The organism is Paracoccus albicereus (assembly GCF_024359525.1).
In the GTDB taxonomy this organism is placed as follows: domain Bacteria; phylum Pseudomonadota; class Alphaproteobacteria; order Rhodobacterales; family Rhodobacteraceae; genus Paracoccus; species Paracoccus albicereus.
On record NZ_JAKZEU010000002.1, the window covers coordinates 218,000 to 239,972 of the forward strand.

General features: G+C 62.9%; 15 protein-coding genes and 1 riboswitch. Of the genes, 13 read left to right on the forward strand and 2 right to left on the reverse strand.

From position 1 onward, the window contains the following. Positions 1 to 43 precede the first annotated feature (43 nt). Entirely contained in the window at positions 44 to 2,989 is a 2,946-nt protein-coding gene (locus MLD63_RS04630; RefSeq protein ID WP_255328726.1) for a hypothetical protein, read from the forward strand. An 85-nt stretch (positions 2,990 to 3,074) separates the two neighbouring features. Beyond that, positions 3,075 to 4,460 carry an oligosaccharide flippase family protein gene (locus tag MLD63_RS04635; protein ID WP_255328727.1) on the forward strand — a complete coding sequence of 462 codons (1,386 nt, stop codon included), beginning with the start codon at positions 3,075 to 3,077 and terminating at the stop codon, positions 4,458 to 4,460. Here the strand turns inward: MLD63_RS04635 and MLD63_RS04640 are convergent. Continuing rightward, positions 4,457 to 4,582 (reverse strand): hypothetical protein, encoded by a 126-nt coding sequence (locus MLD63_RS04640; protein ID WP_255328728.1) that lies wholly within the window; start codon positions 4,580 to 4,582, stop codon positions 4,457 to 4,459. The two genes, MLD63_RS04635 and MLD63_RS04640, sit on opposite strands and share 4 nt — an antisense overlap. A gap of 31 nt (positions 4,583 to 4,613) precedes the next feature. On the opposite strand from MLD63_RS04640, the gene MLD63_RS04645 reads away from it, so the two are divergent. Next, positions 4,614 to 6,548, forward strand: a complete 1,935-nt coding sequence (locus MLD63_RS04645) for a coiled-coil domain-containing protein (RefSeq protein ID WP_255328729.1) — start codon at positions 4,614 to 4,616, stop codon at positions 6,546 to 6,548. Between the two features lie 17 nt (positions 6,549 to 6,565). On the opposite strand, the gene MLD63_RS04650 is transcribed toward MLD63_RS04645, so the two are convergent. Beyond that, positions 6,566 to 8,473, reverse strand: coding sequence for an AAA family ATPase (locus tag MLD63_RS04650; RefSeq protein ID WP_255328730.1), 1,908 nt, complete (start codon positions 8,471 to 8,473; stop codon positions 6,566 to 6,568). Positions 8,474 to 8,624: 151 nt separating this feature from the next. Between MLD63_RS04650 and MLD63_RS04655 the strand changes: the two genes are divergently transcribed. From MLD63_RS04655 to MLD63_RS04700, 10 genes are all read left to right on the forward strand, one after another. Then, entirely contained in the window at positions 8,625 to 10,145 is a 1,521-nt protein-coding gene (locus tag MLD63_RS04655) for a sugar ABC transporter ATP-binding protein (protein WP_255328731.1), read from the forward strand. Continuing rightward, entirely contained in the window at positions 10,142 to 11,113 is a 972-nt protein-coding gene (locus MLD63_RS04660) for an ABC transporter permease (RefSeq protein ID WP_255328732.1), read from the forward strand. Before MLD63_RS04655 ends, MLD63_RS04660 begins: the two co-directional genes overlap by 4 nt. Positions 11,114 to 11,131: 18 nt before the next feature. Further along, the gene (locus MLD63_RS04665) at positions 11,132 to 12,100 is read left to right on the forward strand and encodes an ABC transporter substrate-binding protein (protein WP_255328733.1); all 969 of its coding nucleotides are present in this window, start codon (positions 11,132 to 11,134) and stop codon (positions 12,098 to 12,100) included. Positions 12,101 to 12,307: 207 nt separating this feature from the next. Further along, positions 12,308 to 12,510: riboswitch (cobalamin riboswitch) on the forward strand. 92 nt (positions 12,511 to 12,602) lie between these two features. Beyond that, a complete protein-coding gene (gene nrdH, locus MLD63_RS04670) occupies positions 12,603 to 12,824 on the forward strand; it encodes a glutaredoxin-like protein NrdH (protein ID WP_255328734.1) in 222 nt (73 codons plus the stop codon). Positions 12,825 to 12,828: 4 nt separating this feature from the next. Further along, positions 12,829 to 13,242 carry a class Ib ribonucleoside-diphosphate reductase assembly flavoprotein NrdI gene (gene nrdI, locus MLD63_RS04675; protein WP_255328735.1) on the forward strand — a complete coding sequence of 138 codons (414 nt, stop codon included), beginning with the start codon at positions 12,829 to 12,831 and terminating at the stop codon, positions 13,240 to 13,242. Then, positions 13,227 to 15,350, forward strand: coding sequence for a class 1b ribonucleoside-diphosphate reductase subunit alpha (gene nrdE / locus MLD63_RS04680; RefSeq protein ID WP_255328736.1), 2,124 nt, complete (start codon positions 13,227 to 13,229; stop codon positions 15,348 to 15,350). The genes nrdI and nrdE overlap by 16 nt, the downstream gene beginning before the upstream one ends. A gap of 69 nt (positions 15,351 to 15,419) precedes the next feature. Further along, positions 15,420 to 16,388: a class 1b ribonucleoside-diphosphate reductase subunit beta gene (gene nrdF / locus MLD63_RS04685; RefSeq protein WP_255328737.1), complete on the forward strand. Its 969-nt coding sequence runs from the start codon at positions 15,420 to 15,422 to the stop codon at positions 16,386 to 16,388. A gap of 112 nt (positions 16,389 to 16,500) precedes the next feature. Beyond that, positions 16,501 to 17,610 (forward strand): vWA domain-containing protein, encoded by a 1,110-nt coding sequence (locus MLD63_RS04690; protein ID WP_255328738.1) that lies wholly within the window; start codon positions 16,501 to 16,503, stop codon positions 17,608 to 17,610. A 161-nt stretch (positions 17,611 to 17,771) separates the two neighbouring features. After that, the gene (locus MLD63_RS04695) at positions 17,772 to 18,884 is read left to right on the forward strand and encodes an efflux RND transporter periplasmic adaptor subunit (RefSeq protein ID WP_255328739.1); all 1,113 of its coding nucleotides are present in this window, start codon (positions 17,772 to 17,774) and stop codon (positions 18,882 to 18,884) included. Then, positions 18,881 to 21,970 (forward strand): efflux RND transporter permease subunit, encoded by a 3,090-nt coding sequence (locus MLD63_RS04700; RefSeq protein ID WP_255328740.1) that lies wholly within the window; start codon positions 18,881 to 18,883, stop codon positions 21,968 to 21,970. Before MLD63_RS04695 ends, MLD63_RS04700 begins: the two co-directional genes overlap by 4 nt. The last annotated feature ends 3 nt before the right edge of the window (positions 21,971 to 21,973 follow it).

Sequence of the window (21,973 nt, forward strand, 5' to 3'; positions counted from 1 at the left end):
CATGATAGGGTCGCCGCGCGATCTGCGATGCAAGAGGTCCCGAATGAGTTTTCGGTCAATGGTCTTTGGGTTCGGTGTCGGTCGAGACAATGTGACGTTCTGCTGGATCGGCGTGCTGGTTTTCCTAGCGGGAGTCTCCGCTGCCTTCGCAGAAACGACTTCGCGCTTCACGGTGACTGATCGCGTCGTTGCGCCAGCAGCGCCGCCCATTTCGGCGACGATCGGTGCGTTCGGCGAGGGAGGTCGCCTGACGCCAGGCGGAAATTTCGAACCCTCTGTCTATCGTAACTGGTTCATCGTGTCAGAGGACGCGCCGCTGGATGCACCAGGGGAAGCGCGCATGCCGTTTCAACAAATATCTTACTGGGACACGCTGCGGGACGGGGCGCTGGACGGGGCAGAGATCAGCGTCATGCGGCTGAGCGATGGCAAGTTGCATCAGGTTCGAGAGGGTCGCATAGCCGAAGGCGGCTACGATCTGTCGGGCTGGATTCCGGCGTTGCCCGGCGATCGATTCGCGCCCGCAGAGAGAACCAGTGCAAGAGTGCAGATTGCAGATTATGAGCGTCCGGGCGTTCCGCGCTGGTATGCGGTGCGCGCGTTTGACGCTGACGGTCGAACGTCTTCACTCTCGCCGCCAGCTCGCATCGATATTCCCGCGCGTCTCGAACGTCCTGCGGAGGCGAGTGATCTCAATGAGGGACTTGGTCAAGGCGGCGCGCCCGACCCGTCGACCACGACATCTCACCCGGCTCTCTCGCCGCCAGAGGCTCTGAACGCGGTCGTCGACGGGACGGGGCGGGTCGAACTGTCCTGGACGGCGAGCCCGGGTGCGACAGGCTATCAGCTTTTCATGAGTTACGTCGATCCGGCGCAAATGGAAGGGTTTCGCATCCAGACAGAAGGCGTCGGCGATCCGATCCGTGCAGGCGACCTGTTGATAGTTCGAAAAACTATCGACACCTTCGATCGGGAAAGCTTCATCTCGGACCGGATCTGGAATGCTGTCGAGGGTGCGAGGGGCCGTAACCCGTTATTGTCAACTTGGCCCAACGAACAGGAGGGCGTTCATTGGTCGATCCTCAGACATCCTGAAGACCCGTCGCGGGGTTGGGGTGGGCGCAGTTATCTGCAGGTCGAGTTCGACCGCCGGGCCGAGATTCGTATCGGAACCTACGTCTATTCCGGAATAGATCAGGACTGGTACGAGGTCCTTCACCCTGACACCGACTATACCGTCTCGGTACGTTTGCGCGGAATTGTTCCGGGCCAGGCGTGGGTCGATGTCACCGGTCCGCTCTCGCGCGAGATCAGACCGATCATCCTCGATTATGGGACCGACTGGACCGAGGCAGTATCGACCTTTCGGGTGCCGCGATTGCTCGAGGGTGAAGAGCCCGGTGAAATCAAGCTGGTCGTTCAGGGACCGGGGACGATCGACGTGGACGACTTTCGCATCCATCGGGCCGATACCGACTTCCTCGACTATCCACCAGAAGACTATGACCGATTGGCCGGCGTTACCCTGTCGGCGCTGCGGACGCATGCAATCATCAAGACTGGCACGCAGACTTACGACCTGGCAAACTTACTTGGGACAGGCGGGTTCGGCAATGCCTCCCCGGGACTGCCAGAAACGCTGCGGATGATAGAGCGGACGGGGATCTCCCCTTGGCTGCAGGTTGAGCCGCATCTGACAGATGCCGAATGGCTCGGTTTGATCGAGTATCTTGCGGCACCCTTCGATCCGACCAAGGACGACGCGGCAGAATTGCCTTGGGCGGCGATGCGCGTGGCCCAAGGCCGAGCGGCGCCCTGGACCAACGCGTTCGACAAAATTTACTTCGAGATCGGAAACGAGACCTGGAACGGGCTGTTTGCGCCTTGGGTCTTTCCCGCAATGAAGGATCAGGCGACGGGCCGCGATGTCGGCTCGGGGCAGGTTTACGGTCTGTTTCAGAACCGTGTGGTAGGCATTCTGCGCAGCAGTCCCTGGTGGGGGGCCTCCGCTCTGGAGGACAAGGTGTCGTTCGTGATCGGTGGCTGGTCGGTCAACGATTACGGCGAACAGGCGGCGGCGGTTGCACCAGATGCTTCCGATCTCGTGACCATTGCGACCTATAACGGTGGATGGGACGAAGGCGAGGGCCCGCCTTCGCTGTCCAAGGCCAGCCTCGCGGCAGTCTTGAACCAGGTGAGTCAGGTTCAAATTCCGACGGCCACGCGCTTTGCCGCCGGAGCCCGGGACATCGGCGATGTACGCGGCTATCCGCTGGACTTCGGGACGTACGAAGCCGGGCCTGGTTATGCTCTGAACGGCCTGAACGGTGAAACCGTCACCCCAGAGCAGCAGACCGAGCAGGAGCGTGTCATGAAGTCGACCGCGGCCGGCGTGGCAACACTGGACAGCTTTTTGGCCCAGCGTCGCGAAGGCTTCAGCATGCAGAACTTCTTTACCTTCGGTGAGGGGGAGTACTGGCGCTCTCATGCACGCTGGTACAAGGGTGGCGGAGCTTACCCTTCCTGGCAGCTAACCACGCTTTTGGGTGGGCCGATCGCGGGCGAGATGCTGGAGGTCACGACGGATACCGTCGAAACGCGCGATCTGCCTGGCTTGGCCCGGCGTGAGCCAGTGAGCGACGCCCCTCAGATCGCGGTCTACGCGCTGCGCGAAGACAAGCGAACGACTGTCGTCGCGATCTCGCGGAAGGTGGCTGGCTATCCGGATGTCAGTGATGATGGCTGCGCGCCCGTCGAGATCGCGCTTCCCTTCGATGACGCCAGCACTATCCGGATGATACGTACCGTCGGATCGCCGACTGACAACGGTTACGACGGCACTGCACCTGATTTGCAGGACCGTCAGATCGATCCTAATGTAATCAGTGACGGCATCCTCTCGATCGGTCCCGATACCGGAGGCGAGGTATGCGGAATGCCGCCCGCGTCGGCCCGTATCTACGTGATCGAAGATGCGGTGAAAGGTTAGGGCGTCGCGTGATTTCTCGACAAAACAGGCTAATCCGGTCTAAAGCTCTCGGCGAGATCTGAGGCTCGGCGAGAACTATCCACAAATGAGACAAAGACCGATCCTCCGACGTTATCTCGGCGAGCCGGGCTCGCTGCGTGCACGAAGCATTGAGACCGCACTTTGGTCTTTCGGCGGTTTGGGGATCTCACGCGCGCTGAGCCTCGTCAGCAACTTGATCATGACGAGGCTTCTGCTGCCCGAGGCATTCGGCTTGATCGCTGTCGTCATCACGATCCATGTGCTGGCGGAAATGACATCCGATATTGGCGTCCGCCAGAGCGTCGTTCGGTCGGAGCGTGGGGCAGACCTAGACTTTCTCCGGACAGCTTGGAGCGTTCAGATCGTCCGTTCTTTCGTGGTGGCAGGAATAGTGCTGATCGCAACGTTTGGAGTTTTTCTGTTCGGACCACGTTTGAGCGCGCCGGATAGCGTCTACAGCGATCCGCATCTTCCTGCACTCATGGCCGTTTCGACTCTGGTAGTTCTGTTTCGTGGCATGCAGTCGACAGCGATGTTTCTTGCAGCGCGACAGCTGCAGATTGGTAAAGTAACCCTTATTGAAATCGGGAGCCAGTTCATCACGTTAACCGTGATGATCATCCTGGCGCAATTCCACCCTACAGTTTGGGTCCTTCTGTTCGGACTCGTATTCGGCTCATTTGTCGGAATGATCCTCACTCACCTTACGTATCGCGACGTTCCCATGCGCTGGCATTGGGATAAAGAAATTACCGGAGAACTGTGGACCTTCGGCCGATGGCTGATCGGCTCCTCGATCGCTGGTTTTATCGTCAACCAAGGCGATAAGTTGCTTGTGGGTGCGCTGCTCGACAAAACTACCTTCGGTTTCTATGTAATTGCCTTGATCTGGGTTCAAACGGGAGACATCTTCATCTCTCAGGTCACAGATCGGATCGGAATGCCCGTCTTGTCAGAAACCCTTCGCAGCAACCGCGCGGGGTTGAGGGGTGTCTTGGCAAAAGTTCGGCTTCTCACTGACGGGTTCACCGTCGCTGGGTTTCTGGGGCTGCTTATTCTTGGTCCGGTTATCATTCAACTCCTCTATGAGCCGGAATATGCAGCCGCTTCTGCGATGATAGGCTTTCTAGGGTTTAGAATTTTGACGAGGCGTCAAGCGATCCTAAACTCTGTTCTTTTGGCAACCGGCCATAGCCGAGGCCTCGCCGCATCTATTGTCGTTGGTGCGATCTTGATGCCGATCACGGTGCCATTGACCTATCGCTGGTTGGGTCTCGAGGCGACGTTGCTCGTCATCGCCTTGATCCCTTTGGCCGGTACGCCGATCCTTTTGCGAAGTGTGAAACGCGCCCTTCCGGAAATCTCGATCCGCAGCGATGTCATCCATGTCGTCGTAACGTTGCTTCTTGCGCTCGCCGCGTATGTTTTCGGCGTACCGTATCTGACCTAAGCAAAGCCGATCGGCGGAGAATTGCCGATCGCTTCAACCCATCGGCGAGTGATTTCGCGATTTCTCGACAGGTTGCCGGTCAAGGCAGCATGATGAACCATGTCGAGTTTAAAGCCGTCCATCGTGTGGGTTCAGATCGCAGCGCTGTCGCTGATGCAAAACGGTTTTGTCTTTGCGCAGGGTGTCGATGTGAATGACCCTTCCCTTGCGATCGAGGCGTCCGAGATTGAGGCCGGCATCGACCGCGCGCGGTCACTGCGCCGCGTCATTGCGGATCTTCAGGCGGAAATCGACACTCTGGAGAAGCAGCGTGACGCCTTGCGTGACGCTGAAGCCCAGAAACAGGACGATCAGACCACAGCACCGCAAGCTGCAGAGGCGCGTGCTGGCGAAGCCGAGGCTCGCGCAAACTCCGCCGCGTTCGAGCGTGATCAGGCGGTTCAGCAGGCGGCCGATCTGCGGCAACAGGTCGACGCTGCCAAGGGCGCAGCTAGCGCAGCCGAGCAGAAGTTGTCCAAGGCCGAAGCAGATCGTGATCGCGTCGTCGCTGAGTCGCAGAAACTGAAGCAGCAGGTCGCGGACGCCCAAGGCAAATTGGCGGAGCGTGAAGCTGCGATAGATCAGGCCGCTGAGGTCGAAGCCGAGCTCGCGAATGCGATCGCGGAGCGTGACGCCGCGCTGACGAAGATTGCGGCGTTGGAGGCGGCTGCCAAGGACGCCGATCGTCTGCAGTCAGACCTGCTCGCAGCCAGACAACGGGTCTCGGCACTGATCGTCGAACGCGATACCGCCAAAGCAGCAGCCGAGATTGCAGCCACGGAGCGCGACGAGGTCAACGACCGCGAGTCGGCTCGTATGGTTTCAGTCGCGTCCGAAAGAGACCCCGCACTGGCTCGGGTTTTGGAACTCGAGGAAGCGGCAAAGACAGCGAGCGACGATTCAGGCGCTTTGGCAGAGACAATCGAAGCCCGGGACGCAGCGCTCGCGGCCAGAGAGGCGGCGCAGGAACGCGCGTCGATCCTCGAAGCTGATGCAAGTGCTGCGCAGGAAAGGGCGGCAAGGGCCGAGAGCCGTGCCACAGAGGTTGAGGCTGAAGCTGAGGAAGTGCGAGAACGCATGACAGGCTTGGAAGCCGACGTCGCCGCCGCGCAGGACAGAGCCTCTGCAGCCGAGGCCCGTGCTGAAGACTATGAAGCGGACCGCGAGACGGTGCAGGAGCGGATTGCAGGTCTGGAAGCGGATGTAACCGAAGCGACAGAACGCGCGTCCGCCGCCGAAACGCGAGCCAAGGACGCCGAGGCTGAACGCGATGCCGCGAACCAGCGGATGGTAGCGCTGGAATTGACGGTCGATGATCTTGAAACGCAACAGGCCGCCGCAGAGCAAGCGCGCAACCAGATCGCTGCTATTGAAACCGAGCGCGATGCCGCCCTCGAACAGGCCAACAACGCGGAAGCGACGCTTGAAAGGCTTCGCAGCGAGCTGGCTTCGGCGCGACAGCGGCTCGATGCAGCAGAGCAAGCGCGGACCGAAAGTGAGATGGCTCTGTCTTCCGAGCGTGTCGCCTCAGCCGAAGCGACAGAAGATCTGCGTCGCAAACTGGTCGCCGCCGAAGCAGAGCGCGAGGCTGCCGGACGTGAAGCTACGCAGGCCGACCCGGTCCCCCCGTCACCGGAGCCTGACCAATCGTCCGTGACGACGTCGGCAATCCCTGCCTCCCGTCCGAACGACGTTGCAGCGGCCGGAACAGAAGATGCCGAGGAACCCCAAGACGATGTTGCTGTGGATGGGTCGGGCGCGACGCCGGCGACTGCACGCGTTGTCATCCATTACGCCGGGGCGACCGGGCAGGCAGTGGCGCAGGAGGTCAGTAACTCCCTGCGCAGCGCGGGGTATGGACAGGTCGAGCTGAAAGCGGTGCGCCAGACACCCGCCGACCGTCAGATCCGCTTTTTCGATTCGCGAGATGCCGCTCTCGCCAGCCAAGTCCAGTCACGGATGGCCGATGCCGGCGCGCAGGCGAGCGTTTATTCCTTTGCCCATTACGACACGGTGTCCGGGTTGATCGAGATCTGGGTGTCGCGCTGACGTCGTAGGCACGGCAGTCAGCTCTCTGGGATCGTCTGCCAATGACCGCTGACCTCGTCACCGCTGGCACCGATGGAAATCACCCGCCATAGCGCGGATCCCGCTGGCAGATCCACTTTGGCGGCGGGGATGGCGACCTGACTGGCCTGCAAGACATCCTGCGCCTGATCCGCGATTTCGACCCTGTATTCGCGGGCCGCCCCCGATCCGTCCCAGACGAGGTCGAGGCTGGCGTCTGGCGCGAGGACAGCAAGCTGGGATTGGGGCGCGACGATCGGGATGGCGAATCCAGCGCCGTCGTCCGAGGCGAGATGAGACTGTGCTTCGGGAATGCTGCGCGCCGCCCGCCGATACCACGCAGCTGCAAGCGCCGGGTCCAATGCCACGCCATCACCGGTTTCGTGCAATTGACCGAGATAATAGGCCGCGCGATCCGATCCCGAGACCGCAGCCCTTGCCAGCACAATCGCTGCCGCGGCAGGCGAACTGTCTGCGAGATCCAAGGCCGCGCGCAGATCGACCGGGCTGGTCGCGGCCATACGCGATGCTTCAGAACGTGCTGCGTCATCAGGGGACGGTTGCGCCGCCGGCCTGTGTGACGGGACGGGTTCAGGCGTCGGCTTCTGCAATGTGTCAGTTGGCGCAGCGGGCGAAGTGGCCACCATCGTGGATTCGCCCCCGTTGTGCGAACGAACAACCATGAACACACCTGCCAAACACGCCGCCAGCAGGGTCAGACCGGCAATAGAGCCTTGCCCCGCTGTTCTTGCAGATCGCGGGGTCGGGTACGGTGCGGCTCGACCGCCTTCGCGACTGACGGCGTTTTCGGCCTTCGGAGCCGACGTGAACGGTGCCGGTGCGTCGGCGAAGCCACCCGCGTCTGATCGATTGTCCTCGACAGGGTAGGCATCGACGCTCGCTCGCTCCGGAACCGGGACAGGCCAGGGAGAAGTTTCAATCAGCTGGGCATCACCGGCTGTGTCCTGCCTCGCAGGTTCATCGGCTGCTATGTCCAAAGCATCCACCGATCCAGCATCGGTGGGACCCGAACCCTCGGCCGGCGCTGTGACCTCGGGGTTAAGGCTCAGATCGCGATGGATCGCCGCAACGGGAATTTCCGACAGTGCAGGCACCTGGCTTTCGCCGAGGATCTCGGCGGCGGCTGCCAGATCAATCGCATGAAGGTCATCGGCATAAGCACCGACAAGAAGTTGCTCTGCGATCAGGTTGACCATGCGCGGAACTCCGTCGGCGCTGCGGTGGATCATTTCCTTCGCGTCATCGGTAAAGATTTCGGTCGAGGCGCCCGCCAGTTTCAGCCGGTGTCGGATGTAGGCGTGCGTGTCGCGAGAACGCATCCGGTCGAGACGGATCGAATCCGCGACGCGACGCGCGAGCGCCGCGTTCTCAGGGCGTCGCAGCAGAACGGGCAGTTCCGGTTGTCCGACCAGTACAAGCAGCACGTCGGCGGCTTTTGATGCATCGCGCCCGAGGATCGGCAGGATGCTGGACAACGCCTCCGATTGAAGGTTCTGCGCCTCGTCGATGATGATTGTGATCCTGCGGCCCGCCGTGACGGTCCGGTACACCCAGTCCAGCAGGCCGTCTGCAGGTTCGGGATCGCTACCGCCGAGCAACCCGGCGGCGGCGGTGATCCAGGGAAGCGCATCGGTGACATGGGGCGGCATGTTGCGGACAAGCACGATTTCTGTCGCAGGGGGCGGATCGCGCAGGAATTCCATGATCAGGGTGGTCTTGCCCGCGCCGACGGCGCCGGACAGGACAACTACGTCACCCCGTGACGTCGCCGCACCGCGCGCCAGAAATTCTGCCGCGAGACGATGCTGATCGCTCCAATAGATGAACGCCGGGTCCGGCTGGAGCGCGAAAGGCCGGGTGCCCAGACCGAAATGCGACTCGTACACGCGCGCGGCCCCGCAAACTGATGCCAGTCTTGCAGGTGATCGATCGCGAATCAATGATCCTGCGCGCCAGCCGGATCGCCCCGCGAAATCATTCTTGAAAACGATTACAGTCCATGCGTTCATGCGCCGGGGAGGCCGCTCGCGGGAGAGGATGGAGACTGTTCTTGAATTGTCGGGCGTGACCCGGTGCTTCGGCCCGGTCGAGGTGCTGCATGGCATCGATCTTGGCCTGCGCGCGGGCGAAGTTCACGCGCTGATCGGTGAGAATGGCGCCGGCAAGTCGACCATCATGAAGATCCTTGGCGGCTATCTGGCACCAACTGAAGGTCAGGTGTTGCTGGATGGCTCGCCCGCTGCGTTCTCAAGCGGGCCAGAGGCAGAGGCGCGCGGCGTCGTCGTAATCCATCAGGAATTCAATCTTGCCCCTGATCTGACGGTCGCCGACAACATCTTCCTCGGCCGTGAAATGACCCGCGGCTGGCGTCTGGATCATGCCGCGATGCGACGCGCCGCAGGCGACTTGCTGGAAGAACTCGACACCCGGATTGATCCACGCGCTCGTATCCGCGACCTGTCGGTTCCGGACCGGCAGATGGTCGAGATCGCGAAGGCGCTGTCACGCAATGCACGCGTGCTGATCATGGACGAACCCTCTGCCGCGCTGACCCATCGTGAAGTTGACGCGCTCTATGCGCAGGTTGACCGTCTGCGGGCCGAAGGCGTCGCGTTGATGTTCTGCTCGCATCGTCTGGACGAGGTCGCGCGGCTGGCCGATCGCATCACGGTCTTGCGCGATGGATCGGTGGTGTCCCGCGCAACCCGTGGCGAGATGACCGAGGATCAGATGGCCACTGCGATGGTCGGACGGGAACTGACGGATTTTTTCCCGCCGAAGGATACTCTGACCGGCAATGTGCTTCTTGAGGTTCAGGACCTGTCGGTTCCCGGCGCCGTCGATGACGCATCGCTGACACTGCACCGGGGCGAGGTTCTGGGGATCGCGGGCTTGGTCGGGGCCGGCCGGACAGAATTGGCCGAAGCGATCGCCGGGCTGCGGCCCGGCTCGACCGGACGGATGACTGTCTCGGGCGAGGCCGTGCCGCTGGCCGATGTCCGTGCGGCGGGCAGGGCGGGGATCGCCTATCTGACCGAAGACCGCAAGGAAGCGGGTTTGCTGCTGACCAAGCCGCTGACCGAAAACCTGACGCTGGCCGCGCTGGATCGGTTCGGCTTCCGCATCGACCGTGCGGCGGAAGCGCGCGCGATGGATGATGCGACGCGCGAATTCGACATCCGCGCCGCTTCGCCCGATATGCCGGCGGGCGCGCTGTCCGGCGGCAATCAGCAGAAGCTTCTGCTGGCCAAGACCATGCTGACCGAACCACAGATCGTGCTGATCGACGAGCCGACGCGCGGGATCGACGTCGGCACCAAGCGCCAGATCTACGCCTTCATCCGCAGGCTCGCCGCCGAGGGTCACGGGATCATCGTCATCTCGTCCGAACTGCCCGAGGTGATCGGCCTTGCCGACCGTGTGCTGGTGATGCGGCAAGGTCGGATCGCGGGCGAGGTCGAGGGCGACGTGATCACAGAGGAAGGGATCGTGCGTCTCGCCATGGGTGTCGGCGCCGACCATCACGACGCCGAACACAAGAACAGGGAGCCTGCATGAGGCGCATCGACTTTCACCTGCTGGGACCGCTGATCGCCCTGATCGCGCTGATCATCATCGGCGCGCTGCTGAACCCGGCATTTCTGGCGCCTGCGAACCTGTCGAACGTGCTGGCGCGGTCGGCCTTCATCGGCCTGATCGCAGTCGGCATGACCTTCGTCATCACCCAGGGCGGGCTCGACCTGTCGGTCGGATCGATGGCGGCTTTCATCGCGGGCATCACCATCATGGCGATGAATGCGCTGGTCCCGATCACCGGCGTGAACTGGGGCACGATCATCATCGGCATGATGGTCGCCATGGCCGGCGGTCTGGCGGCCGGGCTGTTCAACGGTGCGCTGATCACGCGCGCGCGGATCGAGCCGTTCATCGTGACTCTGGGCACGATGGGCATCTACCGCTCGCTCGTGACTTGGCTGTCGGATGGCGGCACCCTGAGCCTCGATTCCGGGCTTCGCACGCTCTACCGTCCGGTTTATTTCTCGGGGATCGGTTGGATCACCTGGCCGATCATCACCTTCGCCATCGTCGCGATCCTCGGTGAGTGGATGATGCGTCACACCCGCTTCGGACGCCATGTCGAGGCGATCGGTTCGAACGACCGCGTGGCGCGTTATTCGGCGGTCGATGTCGAAGGCGTCCGGCTGGCGAGCTACGTGCTGCTGGGCGGCCTCGTGGGGCTTGCGACGATCCTCTACGTCCCGCGCCTTGGCTCGGCTTCTGGCTCGACCGGAGTGCTGTGGGAGCTTGAGGCGATCGCCGCCGTCATTATCGGCGGGACGATGCTGAAGGGCGGCACGGGGCGCGTCTGGGGAACCGTCGTCGGCGTGCTGATCCTGTCGATGATCGACAACATTCTCAATCTGGCGGATCTGGTCAGCCCTTATCTGAACGGGGCGATCCAAGGCGTCATCATCGTGCTGGCCGTGGTCTTGCAACGCGAAAAGCGTGCCACGGACAACCGTTAAACCAAGGGAGGAACTTCCATGAAACGCAGACAGATTCTGAGCCTGCCACTGGCCGCTGCCGTGCTGCCCGTCGCGGGCACCGGCGCGGCGCTCGCGCAGACCGAGGGCGAGGCCAAGACGATCGGCGTCGCCATTCCCTCGGCCACCCACGGCTTCATGGGCGGGCTGAACTGGCACGCGCAGAACACCATCGATCGGTTGGGCGAGACCTATCCGAACCTGTCCTTCGTGCTGGCGACGGCGGGGGATTCCGCCAAGATGGTCAGCGATATCGAAGACATGATGGCGACCCGCAACATCGACGCGCTGGTGGTCCTGCCCTTCGAGTCGGAGCCGCTGACCGCGCCAGTGAAATCGGTGAAGGATGCGGGCAAGTTCGTCGTCGTCGTTGATCGCGGCCTGTCCGAAGAGGGGATCGAGGATCTGTACGTCGCGGGTGACAACGCCGCTTTCGGTCGCGTTGCCGGTCAGTACTTCGCCGACAATCTGGAATCCGGACAGAAGATCGTCGTCCTGCGCGGAATACCGACGACGCTCGACAATGAGCGGGTCGAAGCCTTCCAGGCGGCGATCGAAGGGTCGGGGATCGAAGTGCTGGACATGCAGCACGGCAACTGGAACCGCGACGACGCCTTCAACGTGATGCAGGACTACCTCGCCAAGTATCCGGAAATCGACGCCGTCTGGGCAGCCGACGACGACATGGCCACCGGCGTTCTGGAAGCCATTGCACAGGCCGGTCGCGAGGACGAGATGTGGGTGATCGGCGGCGCCGGCATGAAGGAAATCGTCCAGCGGATCATGGACGGCGATCCGCAACTGCCGGTGAACGTGACCTATCCGCCCGCGCAGATCTCGGCCGCGATCGAGATGGCGGCGCTAAACTTCGTGTCCAGCGCCCCGATGGCAGGTCGCTACATCATCGGCAGCCAGCTGATCACGCCCGAGAACGCCGAACAGTATTACTTCCCCGACAGCCCGTTCTGAGGCACGAATCTCCCTGATCGCGGAGCGCAGGGCAGGGGACCTTACTGACAGACGCGGCACACAGCGTGCCGCGTCTTCACGTTCCGGCGCCAGCACGGCGCTGCATCATGCCGGCTCGAGCGGGATCAAGGCATGCCGCCGAAGCGAAGTCTGAGTGTTCTCTCGAAAATCCTCCACCTACATGTTGACACCTGCAATGCCTCCCTGTCTAGATACAGGGGCTATGGTGTCCACGACTCGCGTCTTGGATGAAAAGGGAAACCGGTGCCGCCCGCTAAGGGTCATGCCGGTGCTGCCCCCGCAACTGTAAGCGGCTAGCGTGCGCTGACGACGCCACTGGAGCGATCCGGGAAGGCCAGCGACCGTGCCACGCCGCAAGCCAGGAGACCTGCCATGGCGACAGGAACGACACCGGGCGGCGGGCCCGGCGGCGTGGTCGTCGGGGCGTGATGTCCCTTCGCCATCCCGTGCCCGCGCGTCCCCAACAGCGAAGGCACGATCCATGACCATCACCGTCTATTCCAAACCCGCCTGCGTTCAGTGCACCGCCACCACCCGCGCGCTGGATGCCCGGGGCCTTGACTACGCCGTGATCGACCTGACGCTCGATGACGATGCGATGGCGCGTGTGACCGCGCTTGGCTACCGCCAGGCTCCGGTCGTTATCGCGGGAGATGCGCATTGGGCGGGCTTCCGGCCAGACATGATCGGCCGGCTGGCCTGATCCCATGTCGGGGCTGGTCTATTTCTCGTCAGGATCGGGAAATACAGCAAGGTTCGTCGCAGCGCTTGGTCTGCAGGGCCAGCGTATCCCGATCCGCGAGAGCCAGGTCGTTCCACAGCCGGACGCGCCTTATGTGCTGATCTGCCCAACCTATTCCGATGGCGCAGGCCGCGGCGCGGTTCCCAAACAGGTCATACGGTTTTTGAACGATCCGTCGCGACGGGCGCTGATCCGGGGCGTGATCGGCGCTGGAAACCGCAACTTCGGCGCCACCTACGCGCTGGCTGCCCGCATCATCGCGCAGAAATGCGCCGTACCTATCTTGGCCCGCTTCGAGCTGGCCGGGACCGACACCGACATCGCCCGCATCCGCGACGGGCTGCATCAATTCTGGAGAGCGCCATGCTGGACGCCGTGAAGCCCGACCTCGATTACCACGCGCTGAACGCGATGCTAAACCTCTACGACGGGGAAGGCCGTATTCGGTTCGACGCCGACCGCATGGCCGCGCGGCAGTATTTCCTTCAGCACGTCAACCAGAACACGGTGTTCTTCCACAGCCTCGACGAGAAGCTCGATTACCTCGTGGACGAGGGCTATTACGAGGGCGAGGTGCTGGCCCAGTACCCACGCGAGTTCCTGTACGCGATCTGGGCCGCCGCCTTCAAGCGCAAGTTCCGGTTTCCGACCTTTCTCGGCGCGTTCAAGTATTACACCAGCTACACGCTGAAGACCCGCGACGGGCAGCGCTATCTGGAGCGATACGAGGATCGCGTGGTCATGGTCGCGCTGGCCCTGGCGCGGGGCGATCAGGCGCTGGCGACGCGGTTCATGGAAGAAATGCTGTCGGGTCGCTTCCAGCCGGCCACGCCGACCTTTCTCAACGCCGGCAAGAAGTCGCGCGGCGAGTTGATCAGCTGCTTCCTGCTGCGGATCGAGGACAACATGGAGTCCATCGGACGCGCCATCAACTCCTCGCTGCAGCTTTCCAAGCGGGGTGGGGGCGTGGCCCTGATGCTGACCAACATCCGCGAAGCCGGCGCCCCCATCAAGGGGATCGAGAACCAGTCCTCGGGCGTCATCCCGGTGATGAAACTGCTGGAGGACAGCTTCAGCTACGCCAACCAGCTGGGCGCGCGGCAGGGCGCGGGCGCGGTCTATCTGAACGCGCACCATCCCGACATCCTGCGCTTTCTGGACACCAAGCGCGAGAACGCGGACGAGAAGATCCGCATCAAGACGCTATCCCTGGGCGTGGTGATCCCCGACATCACCTTCGAACTCGCGAAGCGCAACGAGGACATGTACCTCTTCTCGCCGCATGACGTCGAGAAGGTCTATGGCGTGGCCTTTTCCGAGATCTCGGTCTCGGAGAAATACGCCGAGATGGTCGAGGACAAGCGCATCCGCAAGCGCAAGATCAACGCGCGCGCCTTCTTCCAGACCCTGGCCGAGATCCAGTTCGAGAGCGGCTATCCCTACATCATGTTCGAGGACACGGTGAACCGCGCCAACCCGATCGCGGGGCGCATCACCATGTCGAACCTCTGCTCGGAAATCCTGCAGGTGGCCGAGCCGTCGGCGTTCAACGATGACCTCAGCTACGCGCGGATGGGCACGGACATCTCGTGCAACCTCGGCTCGCTGAACATCGCGCAGGTCATGGACGGGCCGGATTTCGGCACATCGGTCGAGACCGCGATCCGTGCCCTGACCGCCGTCAGCGAAATGTCGGCGATCGACGCGGTGCCCTCGATCCGGCGCGGCAACGACCTGGCCCATGCGGTGGGTCTGGGGCAGATGAACCTGCACGGCTTCCTCGCACGCGAGCGGGTGCACTACGACAGCCCCGAGGCGGTCGAGTTCACCTCGGTCTATTTCGCGGCTGTGGCCTATCACGCGATCCGCGCGTCGAACGCACTGGCGCGCGAGCGCGGCTCGACCTTCGACGGGTTCGAGCGGTCGCGCTATGCCGACGGGACCTTCTTCGACAAGTATCTGGACCGCGACTGGCTGCCCGAGCGGGCCGAGGTCGCGCGTCTGTTCGAGGGGATCGACCTGCCGACCCGCGATGATTGGGCGGCGCTGAAAGACGCGGTAGGGAAAGACGGGCTTTACAACCGCAACCTGCAGGCGGTGCCGCCGACCGGGTCGATCAGCTACATTAACAACTCGACCAGTTCGATCCATCCGATCGTCTCGAAGATCGAGATCCGCAAGGAGGGCAAGATCGGCCGTGTCTATTACCCGGCGCCCTTCATGTCGAACGACAACCTGGAGTATTATCGCGACGCCTACGAGATCGGGCCGGACGCGATCATCGAGGTCTATGCCGCCGCGACCGAGCATGTGGACCAGGGCCTGTCGCTGACGCTGTTCTTCCCGGCCGAGGCCACCACTCGCGACATCAACCGCGCCCAGATCAAGGCGTGGAAGTCGGGGATCAAGACGATCTACTACATCCGGCTGCGGCAGACCGCGCTGGAAGGGACCGAGGTGCAGGGCTGCGTGTCCTGCTCGCTATGACGGGCGTCGGACCGGGGGTTTCACACCCCCGGGCCCCGTGGGATATTTGAATGAAGAAGGGTTTGGGCGATGCGTGACATGGTGACGGGCGCGGCGCGCGCGATCAACTGGAACCGGCTGGAGGATGAGAAGGACCTGGAGGTCTGGAACCGGCTGACGGCGAATTTCTGGCTGCCCGAGAAGGTGCCGCTGTCCAACGACGTGCAGAGCTGGGCCACGCTGCGGCCGGCCGAGCGCGAGCTGACCATCCGGGTCTTCACCGGACTGACCATGCTGGACACGATCCAGAGCGGTCTGGGCGCGCCGTCGCTGATGGGCGATGCGATCACCCCCCATGAGGAGGCGGTGCTGTCCAACATCGCCTTCATGGAGGCGGTGCATGCGCGGTCCTATTCGTCGATCTTCTCGACGCTTTGCTCGACCGCCGAGGCGGACGACGCCTTCCGCTGGTCCGAGGAGAACCCGCATCTGCAGCAGAAGGCCCGGCTGATCCTGGACGAATACAAGGCGGGGGCCGATCCGCTGCGCCGCAAGATCGCGTCGGTCTTCCTGGAGAGCTTCCTGTTCTATTCCGGGTTCTACCTGCCGATGTACTGGTCCTCGCGTGCCAAGCTGACCAACACCGCCGACCTGATCCGGCTGATCATCCGCGACGAGGCCGTGCATGGCTATTACGTCGGCTACAAGTTCCAGCGCGGGCTGGAGCAGGTGCCGGAGGCCGAGCGCGCGGCGCTGAAGGAGTTCGCTTTCGCGCTGATGTTCGACCTCTACGAGATCGAGGCGCGCTACGCCGAGGAGCTTTATGACGGGATCGGCCTGACCGAAGACGTTAAGGCCTTCCTGCACTACAACGCCAACAAGGCGCTGCAGAACCTGAGCTATGAGGCGCTGTTCCCCGCCGCCGCCTGCGAGGTGAACCCCGCGATTCTGGCCGCCCTGTCGCCCGACAGCGAGAACCACGACTTCTTTTCGGGCTCGGGTTCATCCTACGTCATCGGCAAGGCGGTCGCGACAGAGGATGAAGACTGGGACTTCTAGGGCCGTGATCGGCCATACTCGTCTGACAAAAGATGCCGCGTCGACGCCACGTTGTCCCCGCGCTAGTCTGCCGAAGTGTAAACTGAAGCTTGATGTTTCAAGGAGCCTGCTCATGCGCCTGATCATGCTGACGGTCCTTATTATGACAGCGGTCCCCGCCTTGGCGCAGGAGACCGACGCGCTGTTGGCCGAATTCCTTCAGGCCGAGGGTGAAGAGATTGAAAGCTGCTTCGTCGACATGCCCGAGATGCGGGACGATCAGCGCGACGGGGATTTTCGTGGCGCGACAGAGGCAGGCCCGCCACCGCTGCGGCGGCTGGTTGTCGCTTTCGATGCGTCCGGATCGATGGCCGGGACGCTTGGCGGCACGACGAAGATGGACGCCGCCAAGCAGGCGGTGGGTGCGATGCTTGACGACCTGCCCGACGACGTCACGGCCAGCCTCATCGCCTTTGGCCATCAGGGCACGAACGACGAGGCGGGTCGGTCGGCAAGCTGCGCCGGGGTCGAAACGCTGGTTTCTGACACAGGTGAAAGGGCCGACCTGCAAAGCGCGATCAGCACGCTGAACCCTGCAGGTTGGACGCCGCTCGCGGACGCGCTGGCACAGGCGGGGTCGCAACTGGCACGTTCCGAGATGCCCGGCGAACAGGTGGTCTACGTCGTTTCTGACGGCGAGGAGACCTGCGGTGGCGATCCCGTCGCGCAGGCTCGCGCCCTGCATGAGGGCGATATCCGTGCCGTCGTGAACATCCTTGGGCTCGATCTGCCCGCGGAAGAACGCGCGCAGCTTGAAGCCGTCGCAAAGGCCGGGGGCGGGCTTTTCACACCGATCGCCTCCCAGAACGAACTGACGCGCGTGATTGACGAGATGCGACGTCGGAATGCCAACAGCATCGAGATGCTGAAAAGCGACAATCAGTCTGCGATGACCCAACTGCGCAATTCCAATGCGAGCGCCAGCGCACTGCTGAAACTGGACAATTGCGTCAGCATCAGGGCGCTGCGTGAAAGCAATCGCCTTTCCAAGTGGATGCGGGAAAAGGATCTTACGCCGGATCAGGACAGCGATCTGCGGGCTGCGCTGTCTGACGCTCATGCTGACTATTCAGCGCGCGCGGGGGACATCCGTGCTTCGCTTGAGACTGAGCGCGACGACGCGAACAAGCGCGTTCAGGATCAGCGGGACCAGGACGCAGCAGAGTTCGAGGCAGCGAAGTAGTTTCCTTCGGGTCTGTCAGTGCGCGCGGCGACGATGCGCCTTTTCCGTATCCATTCGCCCACGGATAACGCGATTGTTGAAGCCCTGCCGGAACTCTTGCCGACGTAGCGTCTTGCCTGTGTGGAACTATCCTTCACATCCCTAGGGCGAGGTAGCTGCACATGCAGAAAGGCATTCTGGCGGTCGCATGCGTTGTCGCGATCGCCCTGGGCATCGGTGCGGCGCTTGGCCTCGGCGGTCCCCTGGTCGACCGCGTTCTGGCCGAAGATGAGGGTAGCGAGGGTGATCGCGGGCCCGAGGTGCAGGCCGTTCGGACAGCGGTGGCAGAACGAACGGAAATCCTCGATCAATTCTCGGCCGTGGGAGACACACGGGCAATCCGGTCCGTCGATATCCTGGCGAAGACCGCGGGCGTCGTGACGTCCTTCGACGTGCCGAGCGGCACCAGGGTCGACGCCGGATACCTGCTTGTTCAGCTGGACGACCGGGCCGAGCGTGCCGTTCTGCGGCAGGTTCAGGCACGGCTGGGGAATGCGCAAGCGACGGCCGATCGGACGATTGAGCTATCCGACCGCGACGTGGCGCCAGAAGCTTCGGTCGATACGGTTCAGGCCGAACTCGACCTGGCACGGGCAGAGGTCGACGCGGCCCAGATCGAGGTCGATGATCGCCGCATCGTCGCGCCATTCGCCGGCACAGTCGGTCTGACCGATATCGAGGTCGGCGCACGGATCGAGCCGACGGACGTGATCACCACCTTGGATGACCTGTCGCAGATGGAGGTCATCTTCAATCTGCCCGAGTCCCTGTTCACCAGCGTCCGGCAAGGTCAGGCTCTGTTCGCAACCGGGAGCGGCAGCGATGAGGTCTTCGAAGGGGAAGTTGCCACCGTCGGAACGCGCATCGACCCTGTGGCGAGATTTTTCGAAGTGCGCGGTGTATTCGACAATCCCGAAGGCACGCTGACCACCGGCATGCTGATGAATGTCGATCTGACGCTCGAGACGCGAGACTCGGTCACCGTGCCGGAGCTGGCAGTCGTGAATGTCGGCGACGAGTCCTTCGTTTTCGTCACCGCGGATGGTGTTGCGAAAGAAAGGGCCGTGCGAACGGGTCTGCTGCAGGACGGATCGGTCGAGATCCTGGAGGGGCTTGAGGAAGGTGAAAGCGTCATAACCAGCGGACTGCAGGCCATCAAGGACGGCGATCGCGTCGAACCGAAAGTGGCGGACGCGGGGCGGACCCTGACGGCCGCAGACGAGACCGCGCCATGACGCTGTCGGAGCTGTGCCTGCGCCGCCCGATCCTTGCCATCGTCGCGAACCTGCTGATTATCGTGGGCGGAACGACCGCCATTCTGTCGCTGCCTGTACGCGAACTGCCGAATGTCGATACGTCGACCGTGACCGTCAACGTCCCCTATGAAGGCGCGGCACCCGAGGTCGTGGACGCCGAGATCGCGACCGTGATCGAAGGGGCCGTCTCGGGAATATCCGGCATCCGGACCATTTCGTCGGACAGCGCACGCGGGAACAGCAGAACGGTCATCGACTTCGAGACCGGCGTCGACATCGACGTCGCCGCGAACGACGTCCGGGCCGAGGTGGCGCGGATCGTCGGCGATCTGCCTCTGGAAGCCGAGGAACCGACAGTCGCCAAAAACGACGACCAGGGCGATCCCGTGATCCGGTTAAGCCTGACAAGCGAGCGCCAGTCGGCGTCGGACCTGACGGACTTTGCCGACCGCTATTTGGTCGATCGCCTTGGCACGATCAGCGGTGTGGCGGACGTGACAATCGATGGCGAACAAGCCTATGCGATGCGGATCTGGCTAGATGGGCGCGCACTGGCTGCCCGCAACATCACAACGTCAGAGGTCGTCGAAGCGCTCGAGCGGAACAACGTCGAGCTGCCGGCGGGTGAACTTGAAACCGGATCGCGCCAGTTTCAGGTCCGGACCGATACGCGGCTGTCCGACCCCACCGAATTCGAACGCATTCCGGTCGGCGGCACGGCGGACTACCCTGTCACGCTTGCGGACGTCGCGCGCGTCGAACGTGGGGTCGAGGATGACAGCTCTATCCTGCGGGCGAACTTTCAGTCGGCGATCGGGCTGTCGGTCCTGCGTCAGTCGCAATCAAACACCGTCGAGATCTCGAACGAGGTCGAGGCGATGCTGGAGGATCTGCGCGACAGCCTGCCACCAGGAACCGAACTGACCGTGGCGAGCGACGATGCCGTCTTTATCCGCGCCTCGATCCGCGAGGTCCTGATCACGCTTGCGATTACCACCGCCCTGGTCATTGGGGTGATCGCCTTCTTTCTGGGTTCGCTGCGCGCGACGCTGGTGCCCGCCGTTACGATCCCCGTCGCTGTGGTCGGAGCCTGCGCCGGGCTGGCCCTTTTCGGATTTTCGATCAACATTCTGACGCTCTTCGCGCTGATCCTGGCGATCGGCCTGGTCGTGGACGACGCGATCGTCGTTCTGGAGAACGTCCAACGTCGGATCGAGAAAGGCGAGGCGTCGCTCGCGGCCGCTGCAAACGGATCGCGCCAGGTGACCTTCGCGGTGATCGCGACGACGGCTGTGCTTGTCTCGGTCTTCGTCCCCATTTCCCTGCTGGAGGGCGAGGCGGGGCGACTGTTTACCGAGTTCGGCATAACCCTCGCCATCGCCGTGATCGTGTCCAGTTTCGTGGCGTTGTCGCTTTGTCCGCTTCTCGCGTCGCGACTGCTCAGCACCTCGCAGAAGCCCGGGCGTTTCGGACGGCTTCTCAATCGCGTCTTCGCATCGATCGAACGCGGCTTCGGCAGGGTATTGGGGCGTGTGCTGGCGCTGCCCTGGCTTATCCTGGGTTTCGTTGCCTTCCTTGGCGCCCTGTCATGGCCACTGTTCGACCGGCTGCCGTCAGAACTGACTCCGGAAGAGGATCGGGGATTGTTCTTCGTTAATGTCGACGGACCGATCGGCGTCAATCTCACCTATACCGACGAGGTCGTGTCCGAGGTCGAAACCATCCTCCAGCCGTTGCTGGATGAGGGCGTGGCGACCGGCATCACCTCGATCGTCGGACGCTACGGCGACCTGAACCGCGCCTTCGTGATTGTCCGACTGTCGGAATGGGATAAACGCGCCGAATCGCAGTTCGACATCATCGCCCGGGTCGAGCCCGCGCTCAGCCGGATCAGCGCAGCGGACATCCGCGTCGACAGTCCGGCAGGGCTGGGCCTGCGCGGGTCGGGGACGCCCTTGCAGGTTCAGGTCGGTGGGCCGAACCGCGCCGACGTGATCGAATGGGCCACGACGCTTCAGCGCGTGATGGAGGACAATGACCAGCTGACCAATGTGCAGAACGAATACGAGCCCAATCAGCCCGGCTTTCGCGTCACGGTGGATCGCGACCGTGTTCTTGACCTCGGCCTCGATGCGGCCGATGTATCGGAAGCGCTGCAGGTGCTGTTCGCCTCGGCCGAGGTCGGCGAGTTCACCGAAGATGGCCGCCAGTACCCCGTGATCGTTCAGGCCGAGGATTCCGATCGCGTCTCGGCGCAGGATATCTCGGCCAGCTTCATCCGGGCCGATTCCGGCCAGCTTGTGCCGCTGGCCGATCTGGTCTTCATCGAACAGGATGCTGGTCCGCCCGCGCTTTATCGCTTCAATCGTCTGCCGTCGATCGAACTGTCGGCTGGTCTGGCCGACGGCTACGATCTGGGCAGCGCGGTCGCCTTTGTAGAGGACGCGGCGACCGAAGCCCTGCCGGTCGAGGCGACGATCGCGCTGGATGGTCAGGCGCGCGAACTACAGGATTCATCCGGCGCGCTGTTCCTTGCCTTCGGACTGGCCATCCTCATCGTCTTTCTCGTTCTGGCAGCCCAGTTCGAAAGCTTCATTCATCCGCTGATCATCATTCTTCCCATCCCGCTCGGCGTGACCGGGGCCCTTGGAACGCTGTTGCTGACAGGCCAGTCGCTCAACATATACAGTCAGGTCGGGATGGTCCTGCTGATCGGGCTGATGGCCAAGAACGGCATCCTGATTGTCGAATTCGCCAACCAGCTTCGCGATGAGGGCAAGGACGTGCGCGAGGCCGCGATCGAGGGCGCGACCGCGCGTCTTCGAGCGATCATGATGACGGTCATCTCGACCCTGCTGGGTGCAGTGCCGCTGGTGCTCGCCAGCGGCGCCGGTGCAGAAAGCCGTATCGCGATCGGTCTGGTGATCCTGGGCGGTCTGGCGTTCTCGAGTGTTCTGATCGTTTTTCTGATCCCGCTGCTCTACACGTTGCTGGCGCCCCTGACCGCTCGCAAGGGCAGGGCGAGCGATGCCTTGGACAAGGCTCTCGCCCGGACCGAGGCCTAGCGA